Source organism: Intrasporangium oryzae NRRL B-24470 (assembly GCF_000576595.1).
Classification (GTDB): Bacteria; Actinomycetota; Actinomycetes; order Actinomycetales; family Dermatophilaceae; genus Intrasporangium_C; species Intrasporangium_C oryzae.
Genome location: NZ_AWSA01000008.1, coordinates 104475 through 128961, shown reverse-complemented (window position 1 = coordinate 128961; position 24487 = coordinate 104475). Strand labels below are relative to the sequence as shown.

At 72.5% G+C, this 24487-nt stretch carries 23 protein-coding genes; 9 read left to right on the top strand and 14 right to left on the bottom strand.

Annotated features, from left to right (window positions below):
- The coding region (locus N865_RS05425; RefSeq protein ID WP_051510229.1) for a hypothetical protein at nt 1-632 on the bottom strand (632 nt) is incomplete at its 3' end.
- 61 nt (nt 633-693) lie between these two features.
- Here N865_RS05425 and N865_RS05420 point away from each other — a divergent pair.
- Nucleotides 694-1515, top strand: coding sequence for an MBL fold metallo-hydrolase (locus tag N865_RS05420; protein WP_034802412.1), 822 nt, complete (start codon nt 694-696; stop codon nt 1513-1515).
- Between the two features lie 2 nt (nt 1516-1517).
- Here the strand turns inward: N865_RS05420 and N865_RS05415 are convergent, their stop codons facing one another.
- The 5 genes from N865_RS05415 to icmF form a co-directional block, all read right to left on the bottom strand.
- Nucleotides 1518-2969 carry a WD40/YVTN/BNR-like repeat-containing protein gene (locus tag N865_RS05415; RefSeq protein WP_034802410.1) on the bottom strand — a complete coding sequence of 484 codons (1452 nt, stop codon included), beginning with the start codon at nt 2967-2969 and terminating at the stop codon, nt 1518-1520.
- A complete protein-coding gene (locus N865_RS05410; protein WP_051510228.1) occupies nt 2966-3463 on the bottom strand; it encodes an RNA polymerase sigma factor in 498 nt (165 codons plus the stop codon). Before N865_RS05410 ends, N865_RS05415 begins: the two co-directional genes overlap by 4 nt.
- Nucleotides 3464-3593: 130 nt before the next feature.
- Complete coding sequence (locus N865_RS05405) at nt 3594-5240, bottom strand: amidohydrolase (protein WP_034802408.1); 1647 nt, start codon at nt 5238-5240, stop codon at nt 3594-3596.
- A 124-nt stretch (nt 5241-5364) separates the two neighbouring features.
- The gene (locus N865_RS05400; RefSeq protein ID WP_281173482.1) at nt 5365-6126 is read right to left on the bottom strand and encodes a helical backbone metal receptor; all 762 of its coding nucleotides are present in this window, start codon (nt 6124-6126) and stop codon (nt 5365-5367) included.
- 79 nt (nt 6127-6205) lie between these two features.
- On the bottom strand, nt 6206-9403 hold the full coding sequence (gene icmF / locus N865_RS05395) for a fused isobutyryl-CoA mutase/GTPase IcmF (protein ID WP_034802520.1): 3198 nt from the start codon (nt 9401-9403) through the stop codon (nt 6206-6208).
- Nucleotides 9404-9614: 211 nt separating this feature from the next.
- Between icmF and N865_RS05390 the strand changes: the two genes are divergently transcribed.
- The 4 genes from N865_RS05390 (at nt 9615) to N865_RS05375 (ending at nt 13272) form a co-directional block, all read left to right on the top strand.
- Nucleotides 9615-10148: a MarR family winged helix-turn-helix transcriptional regulator gene (locus N865_RS05390; RefSeq protein ID WP_051510239.1), complete on the top strand. Its 534-nt coding sequence runs from the start codon at nt 9615-9617 to the stop codon at nt 10146-10148.
- A 69-nt stretch (nt 10149-10217) separates the two neighbouring features.
- Nucleotides 10218-11459 carry an AGE family epimerase/isomerase gene (locus tag N865_RS05385; RefSeq protein ID WP_034802406.1) on the top strand — a complete coding sequence of 414 codons (1242 nt, stop codon included), beginning with the start codon at nt 10218-10220 and terminating at the stop codon, nt 11457-11459.
- Between the two features lie 81 nt (nt 11460-11540).
- Nucleotides 11541-12263 carry a hypothetical protein gene (locus N865_RS22610; RefSeq protein ID WP_034802404.1) on the top strand — a complete coding sequence of 241 codons (723 nt, stop codon included), beginning with the start codon at nt 11541-11543 and terminating at the stop codon, nt 12261-12263.
- Entirely contained in the window at nt 12244-13272 is a 1029-nt protein-coding gene (locus N865_RS05375) for a hypothetical protein (protein ID WP_034802401.1), read from the top strand. The genes N865_RS22610 and N865_RS05375 overlap by 20 nt, the downstream gene beginning before the upstream one ends.
- 3 nt (nt 13273-13275) lie before the next feature.
- Here the strand turns inward: N865_RS05375 and N865_RS05370 are convergent, their stop codons facing one another.
- Nucleotides 13276-13494 carry a hypothetical protein gene (locus tag N865_RS05370; protein WP_034802398.1) on the bottom strand — a complete coding sequence of 73 codons (219 nt, stop codon included), beginning with the start codon at nt 13492-13494 and terminating at the stop codon, nt 13276-13278.
- A gap of 89 nt (nt 13495-13583) precedes the next feature.
- On the opposite strand from N865_RS05370, the gene N865_RS05365 reads away from it, so the two are divergent.
- Nucleotides 13584-14168: a MarR family winged helix-turn-helix transcriptional regulator gene (locus N865_RS05365; RefSeq protein ID WP_084327965.1), complete on the top strand. Its 585-nt coding sequence runs from the start codon at nt 13584-13586 to the stop codon at nt 14166-14168.
- 76 nt (nt 14169-14244) lie between these two features.
- Complete coding sequence (locus N865_RS05360; protein ID WP_245603668.1) at nt 14245-15624, top strand: ATP-binding protein; 1380 nt, start codon at nt 14245-14247, stop codon at nt 15622-15624.
- A gap of 17 nt (nt 15625-15641) precedes the next feature.
- On the opposite strand, the gene N865_RS05355 is transcribed toward N865_RS05360, so the two are convergent.
- The 7 genes from N865_RS05355 to N865_RS05325 all read right to left on the bottom strand — a co-directional run bounded on the left by N865_RS05355 (nt 15642) and on the right by N865_RS05325 (nt 22199).
- Nucleotides 15642-15935, bottom strand: a complete 294-nt coding sequence (locus tag N865_RS05355) for a hypothetical protein (RefSeq protein ID WP_034802396.1) — start codon at nt 15933-15935, stop codon at nt 15642-15644.
- Between the two features lie 148 nt (nt 15936-16083).
- A complete protein-coding gene (locus N865_RS23710) occupies nt 16084-17472 on the bottom strand; it encodes a sensor histidine kinase (RefSeq protein ID WP_034802392.1) in 1389 nt (462 codons plus the stop codon).
- Nucleotides 17472-19130 carry an FAD-dependent oxidoreductase gene (locus N865_RS05345; RefSeq protein WP_034802390.1) on the bottom strand — a complete coding sequence of 553 codons (1659 nt, stop codon included), beginning with the start codon at nt 19128-19130 and terminating at the stop codon, nt 17472-17474. The genes N865_RS23710 and N865_RS05345 overlap by 1 nt, the downstream gene beginning before the upstream one ends.
- 223 nt (nt 19131-19353) lie before the next feature.
- Nucleotides 19354-19650, bottom strand: coding sequence for an SHOCT domain-containing protein (locus N865_RS05340; RefSeq protein ID WP_034802388.1), 297 nt, complete (start codon nt 19648-19650; stop codon nt 19354-19356).
- Between the two features lie 85 nt (nt 19651-19735).
- Nucleotides 19736-20176 (bottom strand): DUF6325 family protein, encoded by a 441-nt coding sequence (locus tag N865_RS05335; RefSeq protein ID WP_034802386.1) that lies wholly within the window; start codon nt 20174-20176, stop codon nt 19736-19738.
- Nucleotides 20177-20346: 170 nt separating this feature from the next.
- A complete protein-coding gene (locus tag N865_RS05330) occupies nt 20347-21096 on the bottom strand; it encodes an ABC transporter ATP-binding protein (protein ID WP_051510227.1) in 750 nt (249 codons plus the stop codon).
- Nucleotides 21093-22199 (bottom strand): FtsX-like permease family protein, encoded by a 1107-nt coding sequence (locus N865_RS05325; protein ID WP_034802383.1) that lies wholly within the window; start codon nt 22197-22199, stop codon nt 21093-21095. The genes N865_RS05330 and N865_RS05325 overlap by 4 nt, the downstream gene beginning before the upstream one ends.
- 213 nt (nt 22200-22412) lie before the next feature.
- Between N865_RS05325 and N865_RS05320 the strand changes: the two genes are divergently transcribed.
- Nucleotides 22413-23765 carry a sensor histidine kinase gene (locus N865_RS05320; RefSeq protein WP_084327964.1) on the top strand — a complete coding sequence of 451 codons (1353 nt, stop codon included), beginning with the start codon at nt 22413-22415 and terminating at the stop codon, nt 23763-23765.
- The gene (locus tag N865_RS05315) at nt 23762-24400 is read left to right on the top strand and encodes a response regulator transcription factor (RefSeq protein ID WP_034802379.1); all 639 of its coding nucleotides are present in this window, start codon (nt 23762-23764) and stop codon (nt 24398-24400) included. The genes N865_RS05320 and N865_RS05315 overlap by 4 nt, the downstream gene beginning before the upstream one ends.
- The last annotated feature ends 87 nt before the right edge of the window (nt 24401-24487 follow it).

Genomic DNA, 24487 nt, shown 5'->3' with positions numbered 1-24487 from the left:
CGGGCCGCCCGCTCGGCCGCCGCGGCCGCCTCCGTCTCGGCCCGCGCCCGCTCGTCGTCATCGGAGGCGGCCATGCCCCTCTCGCCACGGACGACGGCGAGGGCGGGGCGCGACGCGGCAGGCTCGTTCCACGCGACGACGTCCTCGATGTCGACCGACCCGAAGCCCGAGTAGCTGAGAGCTCTCACGAGGGCCCCCGTCAGGACCGAGGCCTCGGCGTCCTCGTCGGCGATGAGGGCCGTCAGGGTGGCCCGCACCTCGTCGGCGACGCTCGGACCGACCGCCTGCCCGGCCTCGGTCGACACGGCCGCGATCCGGTCGGTGAGAGCATCGACGCGCCGGGCCCGCTCGCGCCCCAGCAGGCGCAGCTGGTCGGCGTCGAGGGTGCGCTGGGCCTCGCGGAGCAGCTCGGCGAACGACCGCAGCTCGTCGACCTCGTCAGGGTGGGTCCGGACGAAGTGGTTGACCGCCCAGGCGGCGACCGTGGGCCGGCGCAGCGCGCCGATCTCCTTCGCGAGCGAGGACTCCCCGGCCGCCTTCGCCTCCGCGACCAGCCGCGAACGCTCGGCGACGAACTCGCCCGGGCGGACGGCATACAGCCGCTGGACGGCGGCACGCAGGTGCAGGATCACCCGAGTCATCCTCCCGCAGAACGGATTGGCGCGGCGTGACGAATCCCGAGAGAGTGACCCCATGATCTGGATCTGTGCGACGTGTGCCGGAGAGACGGCCGACCGACCGACCCCTCCTGCCGAGTGCGCCGTGTGCGAGGACGAGCGCCAGTGGGTGCCGGCGGACGGCCAGCGGTGGACGACCCTCGACGAGCTGCGCGCCGCGGGTACGACGATCTCGGTGACCCAGGTCGAGCCCGAGCTGTGGGGGCTGCGTGCCAGCCCCGAGGTCGGGATCGGGCAGCAGACGATGGTCGTGCGAACCCCGGAGGGCGTCCTCCTCTTCGACTGCCTCGGCTACATCGACGACGAGACCGTCGAGCTCGTGCGCGGCCTCGGCCCGACGCTCGCGGTGGCCGCCAGCCACCCGCACATGTACGGCGTCCAGACCGAGTGGGCCCGTGCTCTCGGCGACGTCCCGGTGCTCGTCGCGGAGCGCGACCAGGAGTGGGTGCGCCGGGTGGACCCGCTCGTGGAGCTGTACGACGAGCGGCGCGAGGTCGCGCCCGGGCTCACCCTTCATCGCGTCGGGGGCCACTTCCGCGGGCAGGCCGTCGTCGAGTGGGCGACCGGCAACGAGGGGCGCGGCGTGCTTCTCGCCGGCGACGCGATCTTCCCCAACCCGGACCGGCGCTCCGTCAGCTTCATGCGCAGCTATCCCAACCGGATCCCACTCTCGGGCAACGTGGTCCAGCGGATCGCCGCCCAGGTCGAGACGCTGCACTTCGACCGGCTCTACAACAACTTCGGGGCCGTCGTCCCGGCCGACGCCAAGCGGATCGTCCGCTTCTCGGCCGACCGGCACACCGCCTGGGTCCGCGGCGACCACGACGACCTGACCTGAGGTCACCGCAGGGACATCCGGGTGAAGCTCGAGCCCCCGTCGGTGCTGCGCCACACCGAGTCGGCACCCTGGACGGCATACACCGTCCGCGGGTCGACGGCGGAGACCTCGCCCCAGTTGGCCGTAGGGAGGCCCCCCGAGGGGGGCGTCCACGTGACGCCGCCGTCCGCGCTCGTGAGCAGCTCCGACTCGACGAACGTCCCGTCGGCGAAGAGCTGCTCGCCGGTGCGGACGACGAGACGGTCGGCGTCGAGGGCCGTGACGCGGAGGTTGGTGAAGCGGACCGGACCGATAACTGGGTGCGCGCGCGACTCCCACGTCGCGCCGCCGTCGGTGGACCGGTAGACGGCATACCCGGACGACGGAACGCCGGCCGCGCCGAGGGCGCACAGGGCGAAGAGCGTCCGGGGGTCGCTCACGGTCGGCACGACGGTGAGCTCGGCCGCGTTGTCGCAGCCGCTCGGTCTCGCCACGGTCACGGGAGTCCCGGAGACGCGGAGCGCGGTGAAGCCGGAGAAGAGCCCAGGCACCCCGCTCACGGTGTTGACGTATGCCGTCCTGCCGGCGAGCGCGACCCAGGCGCCGTAGGCCCATGGCCGGGTCGGCTGAGTCGACAGCTGTGGCACGTCGACCTTGGTCGCCGAGGTGTCGTCGATGCCCGCCCGCCACACCTGCACCTGTCCGCACTGCCTTCCGTAGGTCCCCTGGACGCAGGTGCCCGTGACCATCCAGAGCGCGGTCCCGTCGGTCTCGAGCGAGAGGACGTCGCCTGACCCGTGTGGCATCGGGGTCCAGGTCCGGCCGGCGTCGGTCGTCCGCAGCAGCGCCGCGCCGTAGACCCAGCCGTGCGACGCGCTGACGAAGCGCGCGCCGGCGAGGACCTGGTCGCCCTCGTAGCGTGGCGCCCGGACCGCGGGTGGCGAGAAGGACCCGACCTGCCCCCAGGTGCGGCCCTCGTCGCTCGAGGCGACGAGGGCCGGGCAGCTGAGCGCGCCGCAGACCGACGAGCCGAGGGCATAGAGGTACCCGTCCTGGGTCGCGCGCACCGAGTCGACGCCGAAGGCCTTCGGCATCGGCTGGAGGGCGCCCTGCGAGGCCGTCGGAGGCGGCGGCGTCGAGCGCCTGGCGCCCGAGGAAGCCGACGTGTCCGGTCCGCTGGTCGTCGCCGGACCGGACGAGGCGGCGCTGTCGGGCCGACCCGTGGTCTCCGCGGGAGGCGTCCGGAGGAACCCGTTCGTCCCGAGCACGACGGCGAGGACGAGCGCGGCGGCGGCCGCGACCCCGCCGAGGGGACGGGCCCAGCCCCGGCGGCGGCTCCGCTGCACCAGCTCGTCCCAGTCGGCCTCGTCGCCCGGTCGGTCGACGATCGCCGCACGCTCGCGTGCGAAGAAGTCGGCCACCGGGTCGAACGGCTCACGTCCGGCCCGGTCGGTCGGGTGGCGGTCGGGGGTCATCGGGCATCCTCCAGCAGGGTCGCCATGCGGTGCCGTGCCTCGAACAGGTCGCGCTTGACCGCGCCCTCGGACTTGCCGAGCTGCCGGGCCACGGTCGAGACGGGCAGGTCCGCGTAGTAGTGGAGCAGCACGACGAGGCGGAAACGGTCGGGCAGGGCCTCGACGGCCTCGCGGACGGTGAGCCGCGTCGCCGGGTCGTGCCGGCCGTCGTCGCCGCCGTCGCTCACGCCGTGCCGGGCGAAGGCGGCCGACTCCCGTCCCCGCGAGCGCCAGTGGTCCCGCACGAGGTTGGCCGTCACGGTGTAGAGCCAGGCCCGCGGCTCGGCGATGGTCGTGTTGCTGCGCAGGAGGCGGACGAAGGCTTCGGTCGCGAAGTCGTGGGCCAGGTCGGGGTCGCCGACGAGGCGGACCGTCCAGCCGACGAGCCTCCCGAAGTGGGCGTCGTACACCTGGCGGACAGCGTCGCGGCCCGGCGCGCTCACCGCACCCGCCATGGGAGCCCCCCTCACTCCGAGCTGTCGGACGCCAATCGTCACGCCTGCTGAGACGCCGCGGGGACTTCGGCGGTTGGCGTCTTTCCGTGGCGGCGCGACCCCGCGCCGCGTGGCCCGGGCGTCGGTCGGCCTACGAACGGCCGTCGAACAGGAGCTCGCCCCCCACGTACGTGCGGGTCACCGAGCACTCGGCGATCTGCTCCGCCGGCCCCTCGAACGGGTCGCGGTCGAGGACGGCGAGGTCCGCGTGGCCTCCCGGGCGCAGGTGTCCCGTGACGTCCTCGTGGTGGTTGATCCGTGCCGAGCCGGCCGTGTACGCCGTGAGGGCCTGCGCCAGGGTGATGGCGTTGCGCGGGTAGAAGGGCGGCGCGTCCGCGACGCCCGGCGGGGTCCGGGTCACGGCGACCTGGATGGCGGCGAGGGGGTCGGGGCTGCTGATCGGCCAGTCGCTGCCGGCCGCGATCGGCGCGCCTGCAGCGACCAGGTCGCCGAAGGGGTACTGCCAGGCGGCTCGGTCCTCGCCGAGGAAGGGAATCGTCAGCTCGTCCATCTGCGGCTCGTGGCAGGCCCAGAGCGCCTGGATGTTCGCGGTCGCACCGAGCGCGGCAAACCGCGGCACGTCGTCGGGGTGGACGACCTGGAGGTGGGCGAGATGGTGCCGGTTGTCGGTCGGACCGTTCGCGGCTCGGGCCGCCTCGACCGCGTCGAGTGCCTCGCGGACGGCCCGGTCTCCGAGCGCGTGGACGTGCACCTGGAAGCCCTCGGCGTCGAGCCGGGTGACGTACTCACGCAGGGCGCTCGGGTCGACGAACGAGATCCCGCTGTTGCCCGTCCGGCAGCCGCACCCGTCGAGGTAGCTGTCGGTCATGGCCGCGGTGAAGTTCTCGGCGACGCCGTCCTGCATGATCTTCACGGAGGTCGCGCGGAAGCGTCCGACGCACCCGCGGCGTCTCAGCTCGCGCAGCTCCTCGACCTGCTCGAGGCCGCGGGCCCGGTCCCACCACAGGGCCCCGACGACCCGCGCCTTGAGGTCGCCGTTCGATGCGGCCCTGACGTAGACGTCGTAGACGTCGTCGAGGCCGAAGACCCGCCCGACGGCCGCGTCCTGCCACGCGGTGATGCCGTGAGACAGGAGCACCTGCTGCGCCGCAAGCAGCCCGGCGTACTGGTCCTCGTAGCCGATCGGGTCGGCGTGGTCGGCGACGAGGGCGACGGCGCCTTCGTGGAGCGTGCCGCTGGGGCTGCCGTCGGGCTCGCGCTCGATCCGCCCGTCGACAGGGTCCGGCGTCCGCGCGTCCATGGCCGCCCGACGCAGGGCGACCGTGTTGACCCACGCCCCGTGCGCGTCACGGTTGGCCAGGATGACCGGCCGATCCGGGACGACCGAGTCCAGCAGCTGGCGCGTCGGGGTGCCACCGGGGAAGAGCTCCATCGACCAGCCGCCGCCGGTGATCCAGTCCTGCTCGGGATGAGCCGCGGCGTAGGCCGCGATGCGGTCCAGGCACTCCTGCGCCGTTTCGGCGCCGTGGAGATCGCAGCGCAGCAGGTCGACACCCGCCATGACCGGGTGCACGTGGGCGTCCTGGAAGCCGGGCAGGAGCAGCCCGCCCGCGAGGTCGACGACCTCGGTCCCAGGGCCTGCCAGCTCGAGGAGCTCATCGCCACCGACGGCCGCGATTCGGCCGTCGGCCACGGCCAGGACGCCGGGCCGCGAGCGCGGGGAGCCCGGGTCGAACAGCGAACCGCCCACGAAGATGGTCTCGACCGTCTGCGTCATTGCACGAACCTCTCGATCGTCTGATGCGATGACGGTACGGGAGCACGGGCGAGCCACGTAGGCGGCACCCGTTGCTGCTGGGCGGCGAACCCTCGGGGCTCATGCCGGTGGCCGGATGATGGTGTCAGGCCGTCACGGCGTCGGTCAGGGCCCGGCGCGCGCCGACGAGGGAGGGCCCGTACCACGTGAGCAGACGTCCGCTGACGAGCGCGGTCCGCGTCCGGTGGAAGGCCTCCGGCCCGTCGTCCGCGGTGAAGACGTACGGCTCGTCGGGCAGTAGGACGACGTCGATGTCGTCGCGGTCGAGCTCGTCGAGCGGGACGGCCGGGTAGCGCCCGGCGTGCTCCGCGAAGACGTTGCGCCACCCGAGCCGGGCGACGACGTCGCCGGTGAACGTCGAGCTCCCGACGACCATCCACGGGTCCCTCCAGATCGCGACGGCCACGCGGAGCGTCGGATCGGGCACCGGGCCGCCCCACTCGGCGGCCGCCTCGCGGAGCCAACCCGGCACCTCGACGTCGAGCGCTTCGGTGAAGAGCCGTCCGAGCGAGGTCAGCGCTCCCGGCACCGACTCGATGTCGGTCACCCAGACGGGTATGCCGCTCTCCCTCAGACGTCGAACGTCGAGCTCCCGGTTCTCCTCCTTGTTGGCCATGACGAGGTCGGGACGCAGCGCCTCGATCGCGCGTCGGTCGGGGTTCTTGGTGCCCCGGACGCGCTGCACCGCGAGGTCGGCCGGGTGCGTGCACCAGTCGGTTGCCCCGACGAGCCGCTCCGGGCACGTCGCGGCGAGGGCCTCGGTGATGGAGGGGACGAGCGAGACGACGCGCCTCACCTCGGGAGCGAGCCCAGCGGCATACCCGAGGTCGTCGGTCAGCACCCTCACCTCTCCCCCTCACCCCGTTCGATGTACCTGCGCACGCCATGCCTCGCGCAGATACATCGAACCACGGGGTTCAGCTCGGTCAGACGTTGCGGCGGTACTGCCCACCGACCTCGAAGAAGGCCTCGGTCACCTGCTGGAGCGAGCAGACCCGGGCGGCGCGCATGAGGACGTCGAAGACGTTGTCGCCGTTGATCGCCGCGGTCTTCAGCTCCTCGAGCGCGGCCCGCGCCTCGACCTCGTGGGCCTGCTGGAAGGCGCGGACCCGGGAGAGCTGGCTCTGCTTCTCCTCCTCGGTGCCGCGCGCGAGCTCGATCGTGCGGGGCACGTCGCCCTCGTGCGGGTTACGGAAGGTGTTGACGCCGATGATCGGCAGGCTGCCGTCGTGCTTGCGGTGCTCGTAGAGCATCGACTCGTCCTGGATCCGGCCCCGCTGGTAGCCCGTCTCCATCGCGCCGAGGACGCCGCCGCGCTCGGTGATCTTGTCGAACTCCTTGAGGACGGCCGCCTCGACGAGGTCGGTCAGCTCGTCGATGATGAACGAGCCCTGGAGCGGGTTCTCGTTCATCGCGAGGCCCCACTCGCGGTTGATGATGAGCTGGATCGCGAGCGCCCGCCGCACCGACTCCTCCGACGGGGTCGTCACGGCCTCGTCGAACGCGTTGGTGTGCAGGGAGTTGGCGTTGTCGTAGATCGCGATGAGCGCCTGCAGGGTCGTGCGGATGTCGTTGAAGTCCATCTCCTGGGCGTGCAGGCTCCGGCCCGACGTCTGGACGTGGTACTTGAGCTTCTGCGAGCGCTCGTTGGCGCCGTACTTCTCCTTCATCGCGACGGCCCAGATCCGGCGGGCGACCCGGCCGAGGACGGAGTACTCGGGGTCCATGCCGTTGCTGAAGAAGAACGACAGGTTGGGTGCGAAGTCGTCGACCTTCATGCCGCGCGCGAGATAGCTCTCGACATAGGTGAACCCGTTGGCGAGCGTGAAGGCGAGCTGGCTGATGGGGTTCGCCCCGGCCTCGGCGATGTGGTAGCCCGAGATCGACACGGAGTAGAAGTTGCGGACCTGGTGGTCGATGAACCACTGCTGGATGTCGGACATCATCCGCAGCGAGAACTCCGTCGAGAAGATGCACGTGTTCTGGCCCTGGTCCTCCTTGAGGATGTCGGCCTGGACCGTGCCCCGGACGTTCGACAGGGTGTATGCCGTGAGCTCCTGGCGCTCGTCGTCGCTCGGCTCCCTGCCCTCCCGCGCCCGGAACGCGTCGAGCTGCTGGTCGATCGCGGTGTTGAGGAAGAAGGCGAGGATCGTCGGCGCTGGGCCGTTGATCGTCATCGACACGGACGTCGTCGGGCTGACGAGGTCGAACCCGTCATAGAGCGCCTTCATGTCGTCGAGGGTCGCGATCGAGACGCCGGACGTACCGACCTTGCCGTAGACGTCGGGGCGGGGGTCGGGGTCGCGGCCGTAGAGGGTGACCGAGTCGAAGGCGGTCGACAGGCGCGTCGCCGGCTGGTCCTTGGAGAGCAGCTTGAAGCGGCGGTTGGTCCGGAACGGGTCGCCCTCGCCGGCGAACATGCGCGCCGGGTCCTCGCCCTCGCGCTTGAACGGGAAGACACCCGCGGTGAAGGGGAACCGGCCGGGGAGGTTCTCGCGGCGAAGGAAGCTGACGAGCTCGCCGTGGTCGGTGTAGCGAGGCAGGGCGACCCGGGGGATCTTGTTGCCGGACAAGGACTCCCGCGTCAGGCGGGTGCGGATCTCCTTGTCACGGATGTGGACGACCTGCTCGTCCCCGGAGTAGGACTCGACGACGGTGGGCCACTCGGCGAGCGCGGTCGAGACCTCGGCCGGCAGCTCGGCCCGGGCCGACCCCAGGAGCGCCTCGACACCCGACCCGTCCGAACCGGCATCGGCGAGCTCGCCCCGCACGGCCTCGAGCCGCTGCACCCGACGGGCCTGAGCGGCATACGCCTCCGTGTCGGCGTGGTAGCCGCGCACGGTCTCGCTGATCTCGGCGAGGTAGCGGACGCGTGCGGCGGGGACGACCGTGGCGATACGCGTCGACTGCCTCGTCGTGACGTGGGGCAGGACGCCTTCGGTGACCGGCATCCCCTGGTCGGACAGGAGGCTCCGGAGCTCCTGGTACAGCGCCGTGACGCCGTCGTCGTTGAAGGTGGCGGCCGACGTGCCGAAGACCGGCATGTCGGTCGGCGACTTCCCGAAGGCTTCGCGGTTGCGGACCATCTGGCGCCCGACGTCGCGCAGCGCGTCCTCGGCGCCGCGGCGCTCGAACTTGTTGATCGCGACGACGTCGGCCTGGTCGAGCATGTCGATCTTCTCGAGCTGGCTGCTCGCGCCGAACTCGGGCGTCATGACGTAGAGGGAGACGTCGGAGTAGTCGACGATGGCGGCGTCGCCCTGTCCGATGCCCGGCGTCTCGAGGACGACGAGGTCGAAGCCGGCCGCCTTGACGATGTCGATGACGTCGCGCAGGCCGGCCGGCACCTGGCTGCGGCCGCGGGTGGCGAGGCTCCGGAAGAAGACGCGGTCGCCGTCGAGGGAGCTCATGCGGATGCGGTCGCCGAGGAGGGCGCCCCCACCCCGGCTGCGGGTCGGGTCGACGGCGAGGACGGCGACGCGGAGCTTGTCCTGCTGGTCGAGGCGCAGGCGCCGGACGAGCTCGTCGGTGAGGCTCGACTTGCCGGAGCCGCCGGTGCCGGTGATGCCGAGGACCGGGACGCGGCGACGCGAGGCGGCCTCGCGGATGCCCGCGAGCGTCGTCTCGTCGATCTCGCCCTCCTGGGCGCCCGTGATGGCCCGCGCGACCGCGGACCGCTCGCCCGAGAGGACCGCGTCAAGCGTCGGCGCCGAGATGTCCCACGGGTCGAAGTCGCAGTCGGACACGACGGCGTTGATCATCCCGGCGAGGCCGAGGCGCTGGCCATCCTCCGGGCTGAAGATCGTGACACCGGACTCGCGCAGTCGCGCGATCTCGTCGGGGACGATGACCCCACCGCCGCCGCCGACGACCTTGACGTGGCCGGCGCCGTTGGCGCGGAGGAGCTCGACGAGGTACTCGAAGTACTCGACATGGCCGCCCTGGTAGGAGCTGACGGCGACCCCCTGGACGTCTTCCTCGATCGCCGCGTCGACGACCTCCTGGACCGACCGGTTGTGCCCGAGGTGGATCACCTCCGCGCCCTGCGACTGCATGATCCGCCGCATGATGTTGATCGAGGCGTCGTGCCCGTCGAAGAGGCTCGAGGCGGTGACGATGCGCACGTGGTGCCGAGGCGCGTGGGTCGCCGGCTTGGGAGCGGGCGTGCTGACGTCCGTGGTGCCGGCGTGGGTGGTGCCGGGGTCGGTGGTGCTGCTGTCGGGCGTGGTGCCGGTCTGGGTCACGAGAAGGGCCTCCGGGGGTGCGGCGCTGACCTCAAAATAGTAGGACTTCCAACTAATGGACGTCAACGGTCCGGCGCCCTACGATGAGGCCATGGTGCGAGAGGATCCGAGGCCCGACCCGTCCGAGTCCCCGGGCCTCGCCTTCGACCCCATCGAGCGCGCCCGCAGCCAGTGGGTCGAGCAGGGCTGGGACGCCGCCGCCGACGGCATGGCCGCCATCACCTCGCTGATGCGGGCCCACCAGATCGTCCTCGCCCGCGTCGAGTCGACCCTCAAGCCGCTCGGGGTGACCTTCGCCCGCTACGAGGTGCTCATGCTCCTCTGGTTCAGCAAGAGGGGGTCGCTGCCGATGAAAGTCATCGGCTCGCGCCTGCAGGTCCACCCGACGAGCGTGACGAATGCCGTCGACCGGCTCGAGGACGCGGGGCTCGTCACGCGTCGGTCCCACCCCGAGGACCGCCGCGCCGTCCTCGTCAGCCTCACACCGTCCGGGCGCGAGCTCGCCGAGCGGGCGACGAAGGTGCTCAACGCCGAGGTCTTCGAGCGGCCCGAGCTCTCCTCCGAGGACCTCGGCGCCCTCGTCGACGTCATCACGCGCCTGCGGCGGAGCGCCGGCGACTTCTGACCGCACCCTGATGCGCGCACCTCGCGGACTTCCGGCGCCTTCCGGCCCGGGTCGCGACAGACTGAGGCCATGAGTGACATGACCGTGGACCTGCTGACCGACGAGCACCGCGTCTGGCTCGCCCAGCACCGCAGCGAGCTGCGCCGCTTCGCGCGGGGCGCGATCCACCCCCGGGGCGGCTTCGCCTGGCTCGACGACTCCGGAGCCCCCCGGCTCGACCACGACGTCGAGCTGTGGATCACCGCGAGGATGACGCACGTCGCCGCCCTCGCCGTCCTCGAGGGCGACGAGTCCTTCCGCGACATGCTCGACCACGGCGTCCGCGCGTTCCGCCCCGGCGGCGTCCTCCACGACGACGAGTACGGCGGCTGGTATGCCGCTGTCGGCGCCGACGCTCCCACCGTGGCCGACAAGCGCGCCTACGAGCACGCCTTCGTCGTCCTCGCCGCGGCGAGCGCCACGGCCGCCGGCCACCCCGACGGGCAGGAGCTGCTCACCGAGGCGCTGGGCGTCTACGACGAGAAGTTCTGGCGCGAGGACGACGGCCTCGCGGTCGACGTGTGGGACCGGACGTGGTCGGCGCTCGAGGACTACCGCGGGGTCAACGCCAACATGCACTCCGTCGAGGCGATGCTCGCCGCCTACGACGTCACCGGGGAGCGCCACTGGCTCGACCACGCCCACCGGATCGTCGAGCGCGTCGTCCACGGCTTCGCGGCCGGCAACGCCTACCGGCTGCCCGAGCACTTCACCGCCGAGTGGACCCCGCTGCCCGACTACAACCGGGAGGACCCAGCCCACCCGTTCCGCCCGTACGGCGTGACGATCGGCCACCTCCTCGAGTGGTCGCGGCTCGCCCTGCACCTGCGGCACGCCCTCGGCGACAGCGCCCCCGAGTGGCTCCTCACCGACGCGCGGGCCCTCTTCGACGTCGGCGTGCGCGACGGCTGGGACGTGGACGGGGCCGAGGGGTTCGTCTACACGACCGACTTCAACGGCCGGCCCGTCGTGCGCGACCGGCTGCACTGGGTCGTCACCGAGGCGATCGGCGCGGCGTGGACGCTCCTCGTCGTGACCGGTGAGGCCGCCTACGGGGAGCGCTACACCAAGTGGTGGGACCATGCCCGCCGCCTCTTCGTCGACGAGGTGCACGGCTCCTGGCGGCACGAGCTCTCGCCTGACAACGTGCCGGCTGCGACGGTGTGGGACGGCAAGCCCGACGTCTACCACGCCTACCAGGCAGCGCTGTTGCCTCCGCTCGGCCAGATCACATCGTTCGCCGGAGCGACGCGGGTGGCGCGGCTCAGCTGAACCGGGCCGCGTCGGGGTATCAGCCCGCCCCGTGGACCCCTCTGACAGGAATCCCACCAAGACGTCCTGTCAGGAGGGGCCATGGGACACCGACACCCCCGCGGCGCAGCCGCCCGGACCGCCATCCTCGCCGCCGTCGCCGCACTCTCGCTCGCCGGTGGGTGCGCCGCGAAGGGCACCCCGACCACCGACCAGGTTGACGGGTCCGGGACCGTCGCCACGGACGGCGCCACGTCGTCGACCACGGTTCCGACCCCCGACGACACCAGCGACCAGACGACGGCGGCCGGGAAGCAGCAGTCTTCCGACTCGGGAAACTCCGGTGGGGACTCCGGTGGGGACTCCGGTGGAGACTCCGGTGGGGACTCCAAGGGAAGCTCCAGCGGGTCGGACAACCGGGCAGCCGGGTCGCCCATCGACGTCCCGAACGTCCCGCAGCAGCACACCCCGATGGAGGGGCTGCGCTCCTTCATCGTGTCGTCGTTCGTCGAGGCGTGCGGCGGCACGACGCTCTGCGTCACCCTGGTCTACCAGGACGGGGCGTGCTTCGTCGGCTACGACCCGAGCGGCAAGGTCGCCCGGGGCTCGAAGGTCACGGTGCTCACGGAGTCCCAGAAGGACTGCGACGCCGGCAACAGCGGCGGCGGCACGGATGGAGGCTCCACCGACGGCTCCACCGACGGATCCACGGGTGGATCCACCGACGGATCCACCGGCCCGACCACCGGCCTCGCGCCGACACCGACCTCGACCACCGCGACCGTGACGGGACCGGAGCAGACCGATGGCAGCGGGCCCGGCTGACGTCGTCACCAGCGACGGGACCCCGACGGACGCGCCCGGGTCCGCCGCCGAGCCCGCCGAACCTGCCGAGGCTGCCGAGGCGCCCGGCGTCGACCCGCGGGGGGACGTGACGCGACCCCTGGGCGGCTCACCGAGCGTGCTGCAGGAGGTGCCTGCAGTCCTCAGGGTGCTCGGGCAGGTCGTCGCGCCGGCGACGCTCATCACTGCTGTGCTCATCTTCTTCGGCTGGTCGCGCACCGCAGCACTCTTCGGCTGGTTCGGGGTCGACCCGACCTCGCTCGGCTTCTCGAGCACCGACTACCTGCTGACGAGCCAGGACGGCCTCTTCGTGCCGGGGGTCGTGATCGCCCTGCTCGTGCTCGTGATGATGTGGGTCCTCGCCCTCGTCCGGCGCTCGGGCCGGCCGTCACCCTTGAGCGGCCCGTGGGTGGGGCCGGCCGCGGCCGTCGGAGGCCTGGCCCTCACGACCAACGGGCTCCTCGGGGTCTTCGGACGTGGTGTGCTCGTCGACCGTCTCTGTGTCGCCCCGCTCTGCCTCATCGCGGGCGTGGCCCTGCTCAGCCTCGCCGCGCACACGGTCCGGTCCCGGCGGCTCACGTACTCGCGCGGCGCCGGCGTCGCGGAGATCACAGCCCTGACCATCGTCATGGCGATGGCGCTCTTCTGGGCCGCCGGCGACTACTCGGCTGCAGTGGGGCGCCAGCGGGCGACCGAGATCGCAGCCGGTCTCCACGCGCGACCGCACGTCGTCCTCTACAGCGACCGGTCGCTCGGCATCACGGCGCGCGGCGTCCGGGCCGTGCGATGCGTCGGCGGGGATGCGGCGGCCTACGGCTTCCGCTACTCGGGCCTCGTGCTGCTGCTCAACTCCGAGGGGCAGTACGTCTTCCTCCCCGCGGGGTGGACTCGGTCGGCCGGGAGCGCCATCGCGGTGCCGAAGCGCGACGGGATCCGCCTCGACTACCGCAGTGCCGGCGCGACGGACGGAGCGCTCCCGGCAACATGCTGACGGTCAGGCGACGCGTCGTCGGGCGGCTTCCTCTGCCTCCCGCCGCTCACGGGCCGCGCGGGCGGCTGCGACCTTGTCCTCGCGCTCGCGCTCGAGACGGCGCTTCGGGTCGTTGCTCTCGCCGAGCTGGGCGGGGCCGAAGAGGCCGAGACCGATGAGGCGCAGCCGGTAGGCGATGCGGTATCCCATCGAGAGCCCCTCGTTCTTGCCACGTCCGGCCATGTCGGTCCCCTCAAAGTTGATTAGTACACGAACTGTTAGTGTACGCACAGTATCCCGTGAGCGGACACCAAGGTCAGGAGGACGATCGGATGGAGACCGGAACCGGAGCCGACACGATCGACGGCACCATCGACGGCACCATCGACGAGGCCGTCGGGGACGCCATCCGGGAGCCTTCGAGCGGGGCCGATCCCGACGACCTGCTGCGGCTCGATCAGCAGGTGTGCTTCGCCCTCGCCGTCGCGGCGCGGACCGTGATCGGCCTCTACCGGCCGATCCTCGAGCCCCTCGGGCTGACCCACCCGCAGTACCTCGTGATGCTCGCCCTCTGGGAGCGCTCGCCGCTCACCGTGCGCCAGATCGGCGAGCTGATCAGCCTCGAGCCGGCCACCCTCTCGCCGCTGCTCAAGCGGCTCGAGGCGAGCGGCCTCGTCACGCGTGAGCGCCACCCCGCCGACGACCGTGCCCTCGCCATCACGTTGACGGCCGAGGGACGCGCCCTGAGACAGCGCGCCCTCGAGGTCCCTCCCCAGGTCATCGACCGGCTCGGTATGCCGCTCGAGGCGCTGCACGACCTCCACCGGTCGCTCACCGCCGTCATCGCCGCGGGTGCCGCCGCCCAGCGGACGGCGGGCGGCCCGACGGACGGCACGGCGGGCCCGCCAGGGGCCTGATCGCCGACACGCCGGGACCCCCGGGGCCACCGCCCGATATCGGGACAGGCGCCCACGAAGGAGGCAGTCTGGTCCCGTGAACACGACCCACGCGGCCGCGACCTCCTACGACGGCAGGACCTTCACCTTCGACCCCGACGACTGGACCGGCCGGCCGGGCGAGCTCGTCCGGGTCGACCCGGCGAGCGGCCCCCTCGTGGGGCAGGTCCGCGATGCGCGGCCCGGACGCAGGATCGGGACCGGGCTCGTCCTCGGCATGGTCGTCGACGACGGCACCGTCCGGCTCGGCCATTCCGAGCCGTTCGCCAGTGCGCCGATGCGGCCGCTGACAACGGCCGAGCTGACGTCTTTCCAGGAGCAGCGCGGCGCGCAGCTCGTCGTGGGGAGCTGGCGTTCCGGTGACGTCGAGACACCGCTCGCCCTTCGGGCCCAGGGGTTCAACCGACACACGTTCCTCTGCGGGCAGAGCGGCTCCGGGAAGACCTATGCGCTCGGGGTCATCCTCGAGCAGCTCATCATGCACACCGAGCTGCCGATCGTCGTGCTCGACCCCAACGGCGACTACGTCCACCTCGGCACGCCACGACCCGACGCGCCGCCGGCCGAGAGCGCGGCGATCCGCGCCGCCGACATCGTCGTGCGCCATGGTCGCGCCGACGGCGAGGAGGCCATCAAGGTCGCCTTCGTCCACATGCCCCGACACGTCCAGGCCGCCGTCCTCGAGCTCGACCCGGTCCGGGACCGGGAGGAGTACAACCAGTGGCTCCACCTCCAGCTCACGAGCGGCGTGGGGACGATGGACGATGTCACGACCGCGCTGCGCAACGGCCCGCCCGCCCCCCGCGCCCTCGGCCAGCGCATCGAGAACCTCGGGGTGGCGGAGTGGGACATCTGGCCCTGGAACCTCGACCACCAGGAGCCACCGCCCCACCGCGTGACCGTCCTCGACGTGTCGACGTTCCGCACGGCGCAGGAGCCGCTCGTCACCGCGCTCGACGTCGTCGAGCGGCTGTGGGCGAACCGTGAGGACCGGGTGCCGACGCTCGTGGTCATCGACGAGGCGCACAACCTCTGCCCGGCCGCGCCGACCACGCCCCTCCAGACGATCCTGACCGACCGGCTCATCCAGATCGCCGCCGAGGGACGGAAGTACGGCATCTGGTTGCTGCTCTCGACGCAGCGCCCGTCGAAGGTCCACCCTCAGGTGACGTCGCAGTGCGACAACCTCGTCCTCATGCGGATGAACTCGCCCGCCGACGTCGAGGAGCTCGGCCGGCTCTTCGGTTTCGTGCCCCCGTCCATGCTCGAGGTGTCACCGACGTTCGCCCAGGGCGAGCTGCTCGTCGCGGGCGTCTTCACGCCGGTCCCCATCGAGGGGCGCGTCGGCCCGCGCATCACCGTCGAGGGCGGGTCCGACGTGCGCGTCCCCATGCCCCCTGCACCCGACGGACACTGAGGAGCGAAGGACACTCGTCAGGTCTCGTCGGAGAGGTGACGGACGTCCGTCTCCTCGGGGTCGTCGGGCCGCAGGGCGCCTTGGCCGGGCACGGCAGTGCCGGCCCCGTCACGGGTGATGACATCGATCGGCGGGTTGCCGACGAGCCGGTTTCCGTGGCCGACGTCGTAGGCGGCCTTACCGGACTCGTCGAGGTGGGTGTTGAGCGTGTCGTTGGCGACGCCCCGCCGACCGTGCTGCATGAGGAACGCCCCTCCGGCCAGCACGATGATCAGCAGGACCAGCACCACCAGTCCGAACTGGTCTCCCATGACTCCTCCTCGCTCAGGCCTTCACACCGATGGGTCAACTGTCCCACCGGCGCGACGGCCGGGATAGACCAAAGGTCCCGAGTCGTTCTCGGTCGTGTCGAGGGCTCACGATGCCCGTCGCCGCTGCTCGGGTCAGGGCGCTGCTCGGTCAGGGCTGTGGCCGGGCGACGGGGAGGCGCACCCGCATGACGGTGCGGCCCGGGCGCGAGTCGACTTCGATGGTCCCCCCGTGACGCTCGACGACGATCCGGCGGGCGATGTCGAGGCCGAGGCCGGTGCCCTTGCCGACCTCCTTGGTCGTGTAGAACGCCTCGAAGGCTCGGGCCGCCACCTCGGGCGGCATCCCGACTCCGGTGTCCGCGATCTCGACGACGAGGTGGTCGCCATCGGGCCGGACCGAGACGTCGAGGGTCCCGACGCCTCCCATCGCGTCGACGGCGTTGCCGATGAGGTTGGTCCAGACCTGGTTGAGCTCGCCTGGATATGCGTCGATCCGTGGCGCCGCGGGGTCGTAGTGCCGCTCGACGGCCACCCCGTCACGGAGCGTGTGGCCGAGGACGACCAACGTGCTCTCGAGGCCCTCGGTCACGTCGATGTGCTGCATCGAGGCCCGGTCCATCTGGGAGTACGACCGAACGGCGGCGACGAGCTCGGAGACACGGCGGGTCGACTCCTTCACCTCGGAGAGGAGCGTGTCGACCGACCACGTGCTGCCGACCCACTCGAGCCCCGGCTCGAGCGCGTCGCCGAGGAGGTGCGCGGCCCGGTCGCACCAGGCGACGTCGGCCCCGGCCGCCGCGAGTGGCGGCCCGACGACCCAGTCGCGCTCGACGCCGTGCCGGGTGAGCCACGACGAGATCTCGTCCTCACGGTCGGCGAGCGCGATGGGGTCGTGCAGGGTGGCCACCGGCTCGACCTCACGGCGCAGGCCGTCGAGGCCGATGAACTGGTCGGGCGAGATCCCGCTCTGGGCGAGCCGGCCGAGGGACAGCAGGAGCGTCGAGCAGACGGTCTCGAGGGCGTCCACGGCCCGCGTGGCCGCCGAGGCCGGGTTGTTGATCTCGTGAGCGAGGCCCGCGGCGAGCGTTCCGAGCGTGACGAGCGCCTCCCGCTGGCGCACCGTCGACTCGATCGTCCGGGCCGTCCCCGACAGCCCCTGCACGAGATGACCACCGAAGGGGAACCACGCGTCGATCCGCGCGCGGAGCTCGGCCGCGGGGACGACGAGCAGCCGCCCGACGGACACACCCCGCCCCGTCGCGAGGTAGACGCCACGCTCATCCCACGCGCGGAAGCCACCGGCCCAGCGGCCGGGGACGTCCATCCGGCCGACGACGACGTCCTCGCGCCCGACCCTGCGCAGCAGCTCGATGGCGCCGTCGACGAGAACCCACCAGAGATCGGCGTGGTCGCCCTCGTGGAAGAGGTCGACGCCGGGCTCGATGCGGACCTCCTCGCCCGCCGCGACGAGCTCGACGAGCTGGTCGTCGGTCAGCCCGGTGAAGAGCGGCAGCGGCCGCAGGTCCTCGAGGTCCATCACGTCGTCGCCAGGTAGCGGTGGACGAGGTACACGGCCATGCCGCCCTCACCGACGGCCGACGCGACCCGCTTCATCGACTCGAGCCGCACGTCGCCGGCGGCGAAGACCCCCGGCACGCTCGTCTCGAGCGCGAACGGCGGCCGGCTCAGCGGCCACCCGTGGGCGCGTCCGCCAGCGACGAGGTCGGGCCCGGTGACGACGAAGCCGTGGTCGTCGCGGGCGACCTCGTCGCCGAGCCAGTCGGTGCGCGGCGCGGCGCCGATGAAGACGAAGAGCCAGCTCGTGTCGACGTCCTCCGTCTGGCCCGAGTCGCGGTCGACGAGGGTGATGGCCTCGAGGTGCCCGTCACCGCGGGCCGCGACAACCTCGGTGCGCACCTTGACCTCGATTGACGGCGACGTCTCGATCCGCTCGACGAGGTAGCGCGACATCGTCGCCCCGAGCGAGGGACCGCGCACGACGAGGACGACCCGCTTGGCGTGCCGGGCCAGGTTGAGGGCGGCCTGACCGGCCGAGTTGGCAGCCCCGACGATGTAGACGTCGTCGCCCTCGCACTGGCTCGCCTCGCTCGCCGTTGCGCCGTAGTAGACGCCACGGCCGGTCAGCTCGTCGAGACCCCTGGCCTCGAGACGTCGGTAGGACACGCCGGTCGCGACGATGACCGCTCGGGCCTCGATCGACCCCTCGCCGTCGAGAAGCACGGCCCGGACCGGGCCCCGCGTCTCGAGCCCGGTGACGTCGCGCGCGACGACCATCTCGGCGCCGAAGCGGCTCACCTGCGCGACGGCGCGCTGGGTCAGGTCTGCGCCGGTGAGGCCCTTCGGGAAGCCGAGGTAGTTCTCGATCGCCGCGCTCTGGCCGGCCTGGCCGCCCGGCGCCTCGCGCTCGACGACGACGGTGCTGAGGCCCTCCGACGCGGCATACACGGCCGCCGCGAGGCCGGCGGGACCGCCGCCGACGATGCAGACGTCGTAGAGCGGCTGGTCGGCCGCGGTCCGCAGTCCGAGCGCCGCAGCGACGGCCAGGGTCGTCGGCGCCCGGAGGGTCTCGCCGTCGGGCACGAGGACGAGCGGCAGGTCCGTCACCTCAGCGCCGGCGAGGTCACGCAGGCGCTCGCCCTCGGCGTCCCGCTCGACGTCGTACCACTGGTACGGCACGTGGTTGCGGGCGAGGAAGGTCTTGAGCTCGTGGCTGCGCTCGGACCACCGGTGCCCGACGACACGCACGTCGGACGTGTGGTCCGGATGGGCCGCCTGCCAGTCGCCGAGGAGGTCGTCGACGACGGGGTAGAGCCGCTCCTCCGGAGGGTCCCACGGCTTGAGCAGGTAGTAGTCGAGGCCGATCGAGTTGATGGCACGGATGGCGACGTCGGTGTCGGCATACGCCGTGAGCAGGAGCGACTTCGCCTCCGGCGCGTGCGACCGAGCCTGCTCGAGCAGCTCGATGCCCGTCATCCCGGGCATCCGCTGGTCGGCGGCGATGAGGGCGACCGGCGTCCCCCGAAGGGCCAGGGTCGCGAGCGCCGACAGGGCCTCCTCCCCGGACGTGGCCCGAACGACGCGGTAGCCCGAGCCGTAGCGGCTGCGCAGGTCGCGCGTGATCGCGGCCGAGACCATCGGGTCGTCGTCGACCGTGAGAATGGCGGGCTTGCTCATCCGACCTGCCTTCGCTCCATCTCGCGGGCACGTCCCGCGGTGACGGGCGGATGCCCGTCGCGGTCAGCGTAAGTCGGTCGAAGCGGCGGGGTCCGCGGTTCGGCGAAACCCCCGGCCGTATGCCGCCGGGTTGGGTTTGCGGGCACGCCGACCACCCGCACGGGGCCCGGAGGGCCGGTCGGGCACCACCGGGCGAACCGTGCGAGGGTCGTCGACACCGCTCCTACTGGGCCAGGATCTTGGCCTTCTGCGCGGCGAACTCCTCCTCCGTCAGGATCCCCGCGGCCTTGAGCTCCCCCAGCTTCTTCAGCTGCTCCAGGGGGTCCGGCGCCGCGGCCGCCGGCGGCGGGGGCGGGGGAGCCTCGTACTGCTGCGGGGGCTCCTGCTCGTACTGCTGCGGCTGTTGCTGCTGCTCCTGGGCGGCCCACCTACCCGCCTGGCGCCTCGAGACGCGGTTCGACACCGCCGTCGCCGTGCCGGCGACGACGGCCGTCCGTGCCATTCCACCGATGAGTCCCATGGTTCTCCCGTCCTGTTCCGATCGTCCGGTTGTCCTCGTCCGGTTGTACTCGTGTGCGTTGGGTGTCGTGGCCTGCTCGTCGCGCCTAGGCCTCTGCCGACTCGAGTGCGTCGAGCATCTGGACGACCTCGGTGGCGGGAATGCGGGCGCTCGCGACGACCTCGGCTCCTGCTCGCCGCATGGCCGTCACGAACGGGCCGGCCCACGTGTTCTCGTAGAGCACCAACCCGACCGCGCTCCCCGGCTCGATGAGTGAGGCGGCCTCGCGCACGTCGTCGTCGTCGAAGAGGCCCGACTCGACGCCCTCGAAGACGGCCAGGTCCAGGGTCCCGTCGCCGTCGAGGTCCGTGATCCGGACCGCCGAGAACGTCCCGTCGTCCTCACGCTTGACGAACTTGAGGTCGAGGATCCGGATGATGCCGCGGTCGACGAGGTCGACCAAGGCCTTGAGCCCCTCTCCGTTGAGCTTGGCCTTCGGGAACTCGAGGGCCAGGTAGTCGATGGGGCCGATGTCCTGCTCGCTCATTTCCAACCTCCAACTCGATCATGGGCCATCCGCGCACCGCGCTGGGTCGGTGCCGACCTCCATGTCGAGGCTGGCACGGCCCTGCCGGGGTGCGGATCATCCTCTGCGGGGGATAAGCACGGTCTCCGACAGGTTTCGCGCTCCGCGCCCATGCACAGGACGTATGCCGCTCAGCTCGCGTCGCGGCCACGCGCGGGAGTCAGGGTGGCCGGGTCACCGGCCCCGGCGGCATACGGGCTCGGAGATGTCATCCCTCCGGCGAGGCGCCCGTCGACGATCTCGACGACGTGGTCGGCGGCGACGAGGTGGTCGCGCTGGTGCGTGACCATGACGGTCGTCAGGCCCCGCTCGGTCGTGAGGCGGCGGATGAGGTCGAGGACCGCCAGCCCGCGCTCGGTGTCGAGGCTGCTCGTCGGCTCGTCGACGAGCAGCAGGGACGGCTCGTTCATCAGGCCTCGCGCGATCGTCACGCGCTGGCGCTGCCCGCCCGAGAGCTGGTGGGGGCGTCGGTCCGCCTGACCCGCGAGCCCGACGGCGTCGAGAAGGTCTCGTGCGCGCTGACGCGCCGCGTCGAGGGGGGTGCCGGCCAGGTGGGCGATGACGAGGAGCTGGTCGAGCGCCGTGAGGGAGGCCAGCAGGTTCGAACTCTGGAAGACGATGCCGATCTCGTCCCGACGCGCGGTCGTCCGATCCCGGTCGTCGAGCGCGGCGAGGTCCCGGCCCTCGAGGAGGACCCGGCCGGAGTCGGGCCGGATGAGAGTGGCCGCAACGGCGAGGAGGCTGGACTTGCCGGATCCGGACGGGCCGACGACCGCCGTGAGGCTCCCGGGCTGCGCGACGAGGGTGACCCGGTCGAGCGCGGTGAGCCGTCGGTCGCCGTCGGGGTAGGTCAGGGTGACGGAGTCGAGGTGGAGGGTCATCGGGCACTTCCCAGGGCGGTGAGGGGGTCGACGGAGGTGATGGCGCGCAGGGCGACGGCCGCTCCGGCCAGCCCGAGCGCGATGAGGGTCAGGGCTGGGACGGCGAGGGTCGCAGCGTCGAGGACGACGGGGACGGCCCCGCCGACGGCGGCCCCGATGGCCGCGGCCGCCGCGGTGCCGAGGGCGGTCCCCGCCACGAGGAGGACGAGCGCCTGGCCGAGCGCGTCCCTCAGGAGGTTGGCCGTGGACGCGCCGACCGCCTTGAGGATCGCGATCTCGCCGCTGCGCTGCACGGTCCACACCGTGAAGAACGCACCGATCACGAGCGCGGAGATGGCGAAGAGGAGGGCGCGCATGAGCTGGAGCGAGCCGTTCTCGGAGGAGTAGGAGCCGATCGCGGCGAGCGAGTCCGCCTTCGAGAGGGTGAGGGTGCCGAGACGGGCGTCTGCTGCCGCCAGGGCGTCGTCGTCGACGCCGGCCCCGGTGCCCGCATCCGCGCCCGGATCGGTGCCCGGATCGGTGACGAGGGCGAGGAAGGTCGCGGCACGGGGAGCCTGCCCGTTCGGCGAGGCGTCGGCGGTGGAGGCCCAGACGAGCGGGGCGTGAGAGTACTCGCCGGTGCCCTCCACCGCCGCGACGACGACGTGGCGGCCGCCGAGCTGGAGCTCGTCGCCGGCGGACACCGAGAGCGCCGCGGCTGCCTTCACGGAGAGCACGACGCGCCCGTCGTCGACGGCCGGGGCGAGCGGGGACCCCGGCGCGACGGCGAAGACCGCGACCCCCGCGGTGCGTTCACCCCTCGAAGCCCGGCTCATGCCGACGGCAACCGGGTCCGCGCGCCTGATCCCGGGCTCGACCACCCAGGCGTGCTGGACGGACGGCGGGATCGACGACTCGGAGAACGCCGGCTTCTCACCCGGCGGAGGGGCGGCGAGGACGAGGCGGTCGGCAGGCAGGTCGGTCACGGCGGAGGTGTTGCCCCGCGCCAGGCCGGCCGTGAGTCCCGAGAGGAGGACGACCAGGAGGGTGATGAGGGCCACGACCCCACCCATGAGGGCGAACCTCCCTCTGGCGAAGCGGAGATCGCGCAGGGCGACGAACACGGTGGTGGATCCTTTCGGTACGAGCCACCGGGTGCTCCTCGCACCCGGACGGACGGTGGCGCGACGGTCTGTCGCACCACGTCCAAGGCTCGTCCGGTCGGGCGGGATGCCGCATCGTGCTGCCGACTGGTCGCGCGCGACCCGAGGACGGAGGCCGGGCTCAACCTTTCGATGGATGCCCGCTCCGGTCGCGCGCCGTAGGCTGCGAACGACATGGCCGGCCTTCCCCAGCGCGAAACCCGCACAGCGGTCCTCTCGACCCCGGAGGTGCCGCGGTTGCTGCGTCTCGGCCTCCACGTCCTCGTCGGCGCGTTGCTCCTGCTCTCGATGGGGCGCGCCGTGGCGGGAGGGGAGGCCCACGCGGCGTGGACGGTCGTCGTGGCGCTGGTCGTCGGCGCGACCTATGCGGCCGGCCCGCTCGTGCCGGCGGTCCGGCGGTCGGTGCGGGCAGCGGCCGCCTGGCTCGCCCTCCTGCTGGTGGCCTGGCTCGTGCTGCTCCTGCTCACTCCCGACGCGGTCTACCTCGCGTTCGCCTGGTTCTTCGTCATCCTTCGGCTGCTTCCACGGCCGGCCGCACTGGCTGCCGTGGGCGTGACGACGGCTGTGGCGGTTGCCGGGTTCGTCTGGCACGCAGGGACCTTCACGGCTGCCATGGTCATCGGGCCCGGCATCGGTGCCGCCGTGGCGATCGCGACGGTCCTCGGCTACCAGGCCCTGCAGTCCGAGTCGGAGCAGCGGCGCCGGCTCATCGTCGAGCTCGAGCGGACGCGGTCCGAGCTGGCGAGCGCCGAGCGTCGGGCGGGGGTCCTCGACGAGCGCGAGCGGCTGGCCCGCGAGATCCACGACACGCTCGCCCAAGGGCTCATGAGCATCCAGCTGCTCCTGCGCGCGGCCGGACGCAGCCTCGACCCAGCGCGTGCCGCAGCCCTCGTGGAGCAGGCCCGGCAGGCGGCGGCGGACAACCTCGCCGAGGCACGCCGCCTCGTGCGTGCCCTCGCGCCGTCAGAGCTCGAGGGGTCCTCGCTGTCGCCGGCCCTGGGACGGCTCTGCGCGGCCACCTCGGCACAGACCGGCATACCGGTGTCGTTCCACCACGACGGCCCCGAGGCGGCCCTGCCCGCCCAGGTCGAGGCGGCGCTCCTGCGGATCGCTCAGACTGCACTCGGCAACACGGCCCAGCACTCCGGCGCCACGCGCGCGGACGTCTCGCTCACCGTGATGGACGACGCGGTGACCCTCGATGTCGTCGACGACGGGTCGGGCTTCGACGTCGACGCGCCGCACGGCCCCGGGACTCATCACGACGGCGGCTTCGGGTTGCGGTCGATGCGCTCGCGAGCCGAGGAGATCGGCGGCCGGTTCGCCGTGGAGTCCGAGCCGGGCCGGGGCACCGCCGTCTCCGTGCAGCTCGACCTGCGCGGCGGGTCCCCGCAGGTGACGGGCGGCACGCGCGCGGACGGGGTTCCGGACGCGGGCACGGGCGGGGGCACGGACGGGGGCACGGACGGGGGCACGGACGGGCGCTCCGCCGAGGGCGCCGACTCTCGCGCGGGGGACGCTCGATGACCCCGGTCCGGCTGCTCATCGCCGACGACCACCCCGTCGTCCGCGCAGGCCTGCGCGCGGTGCTCGAGTCCGAGCCCGGGCTCGTCGTCGTCGACGACGTGGCCGACGCCGACGAAGCCGTCTCACGCGCCGCGGCCGGGGACGTCGACGTCGTGCTCATGGACCTGCAGTTCGGCTCAGGCCCCGACGGGTTCACGGCCACGAGGCGGATCACGTCGCAGCAGGACGCACCCCGGGTGATCGTGCTCACGACGTACGACTCCGAGGCCGACATCGTCGCCGCGGTCGAGGCGGGCGCCGCCGGGTACCTGCTCAAGGACGCCCCGCCGGAGGAGCTCGTGGCCGCGGTCTTCGGCGCGGCGGCCGGCCGGTCGGCTCTCGCGCCGGCCGTGGCGACCCGGCTCATGGACCGGATGCGCGCGCCGATGACGGCCCTGAGCGGCCGGGAGACGGAGGTTCTCCAGCTCGTCGCCGCCGGCCTGTCCAACCAGCAGATCGCTCAGCGGCTCTTCGTCTCCCAGGCGACCGTCAAGTCCCACCTCGTCCACGTCTTCACCAAGCTCGACGTCGACTCGCGCACGGCCGCGGTCGCCGTCGCCGTCGACCGGGGGCTCATCCGCCGCCCACGCGGCTGAGGGCTCCGCCGACGCCGGGCACGAACCGGGAGGCGGTGCCAGCGGTGGAGGCCACCGGGCCAGCCGGGCGACCGACGTCCTCACGGC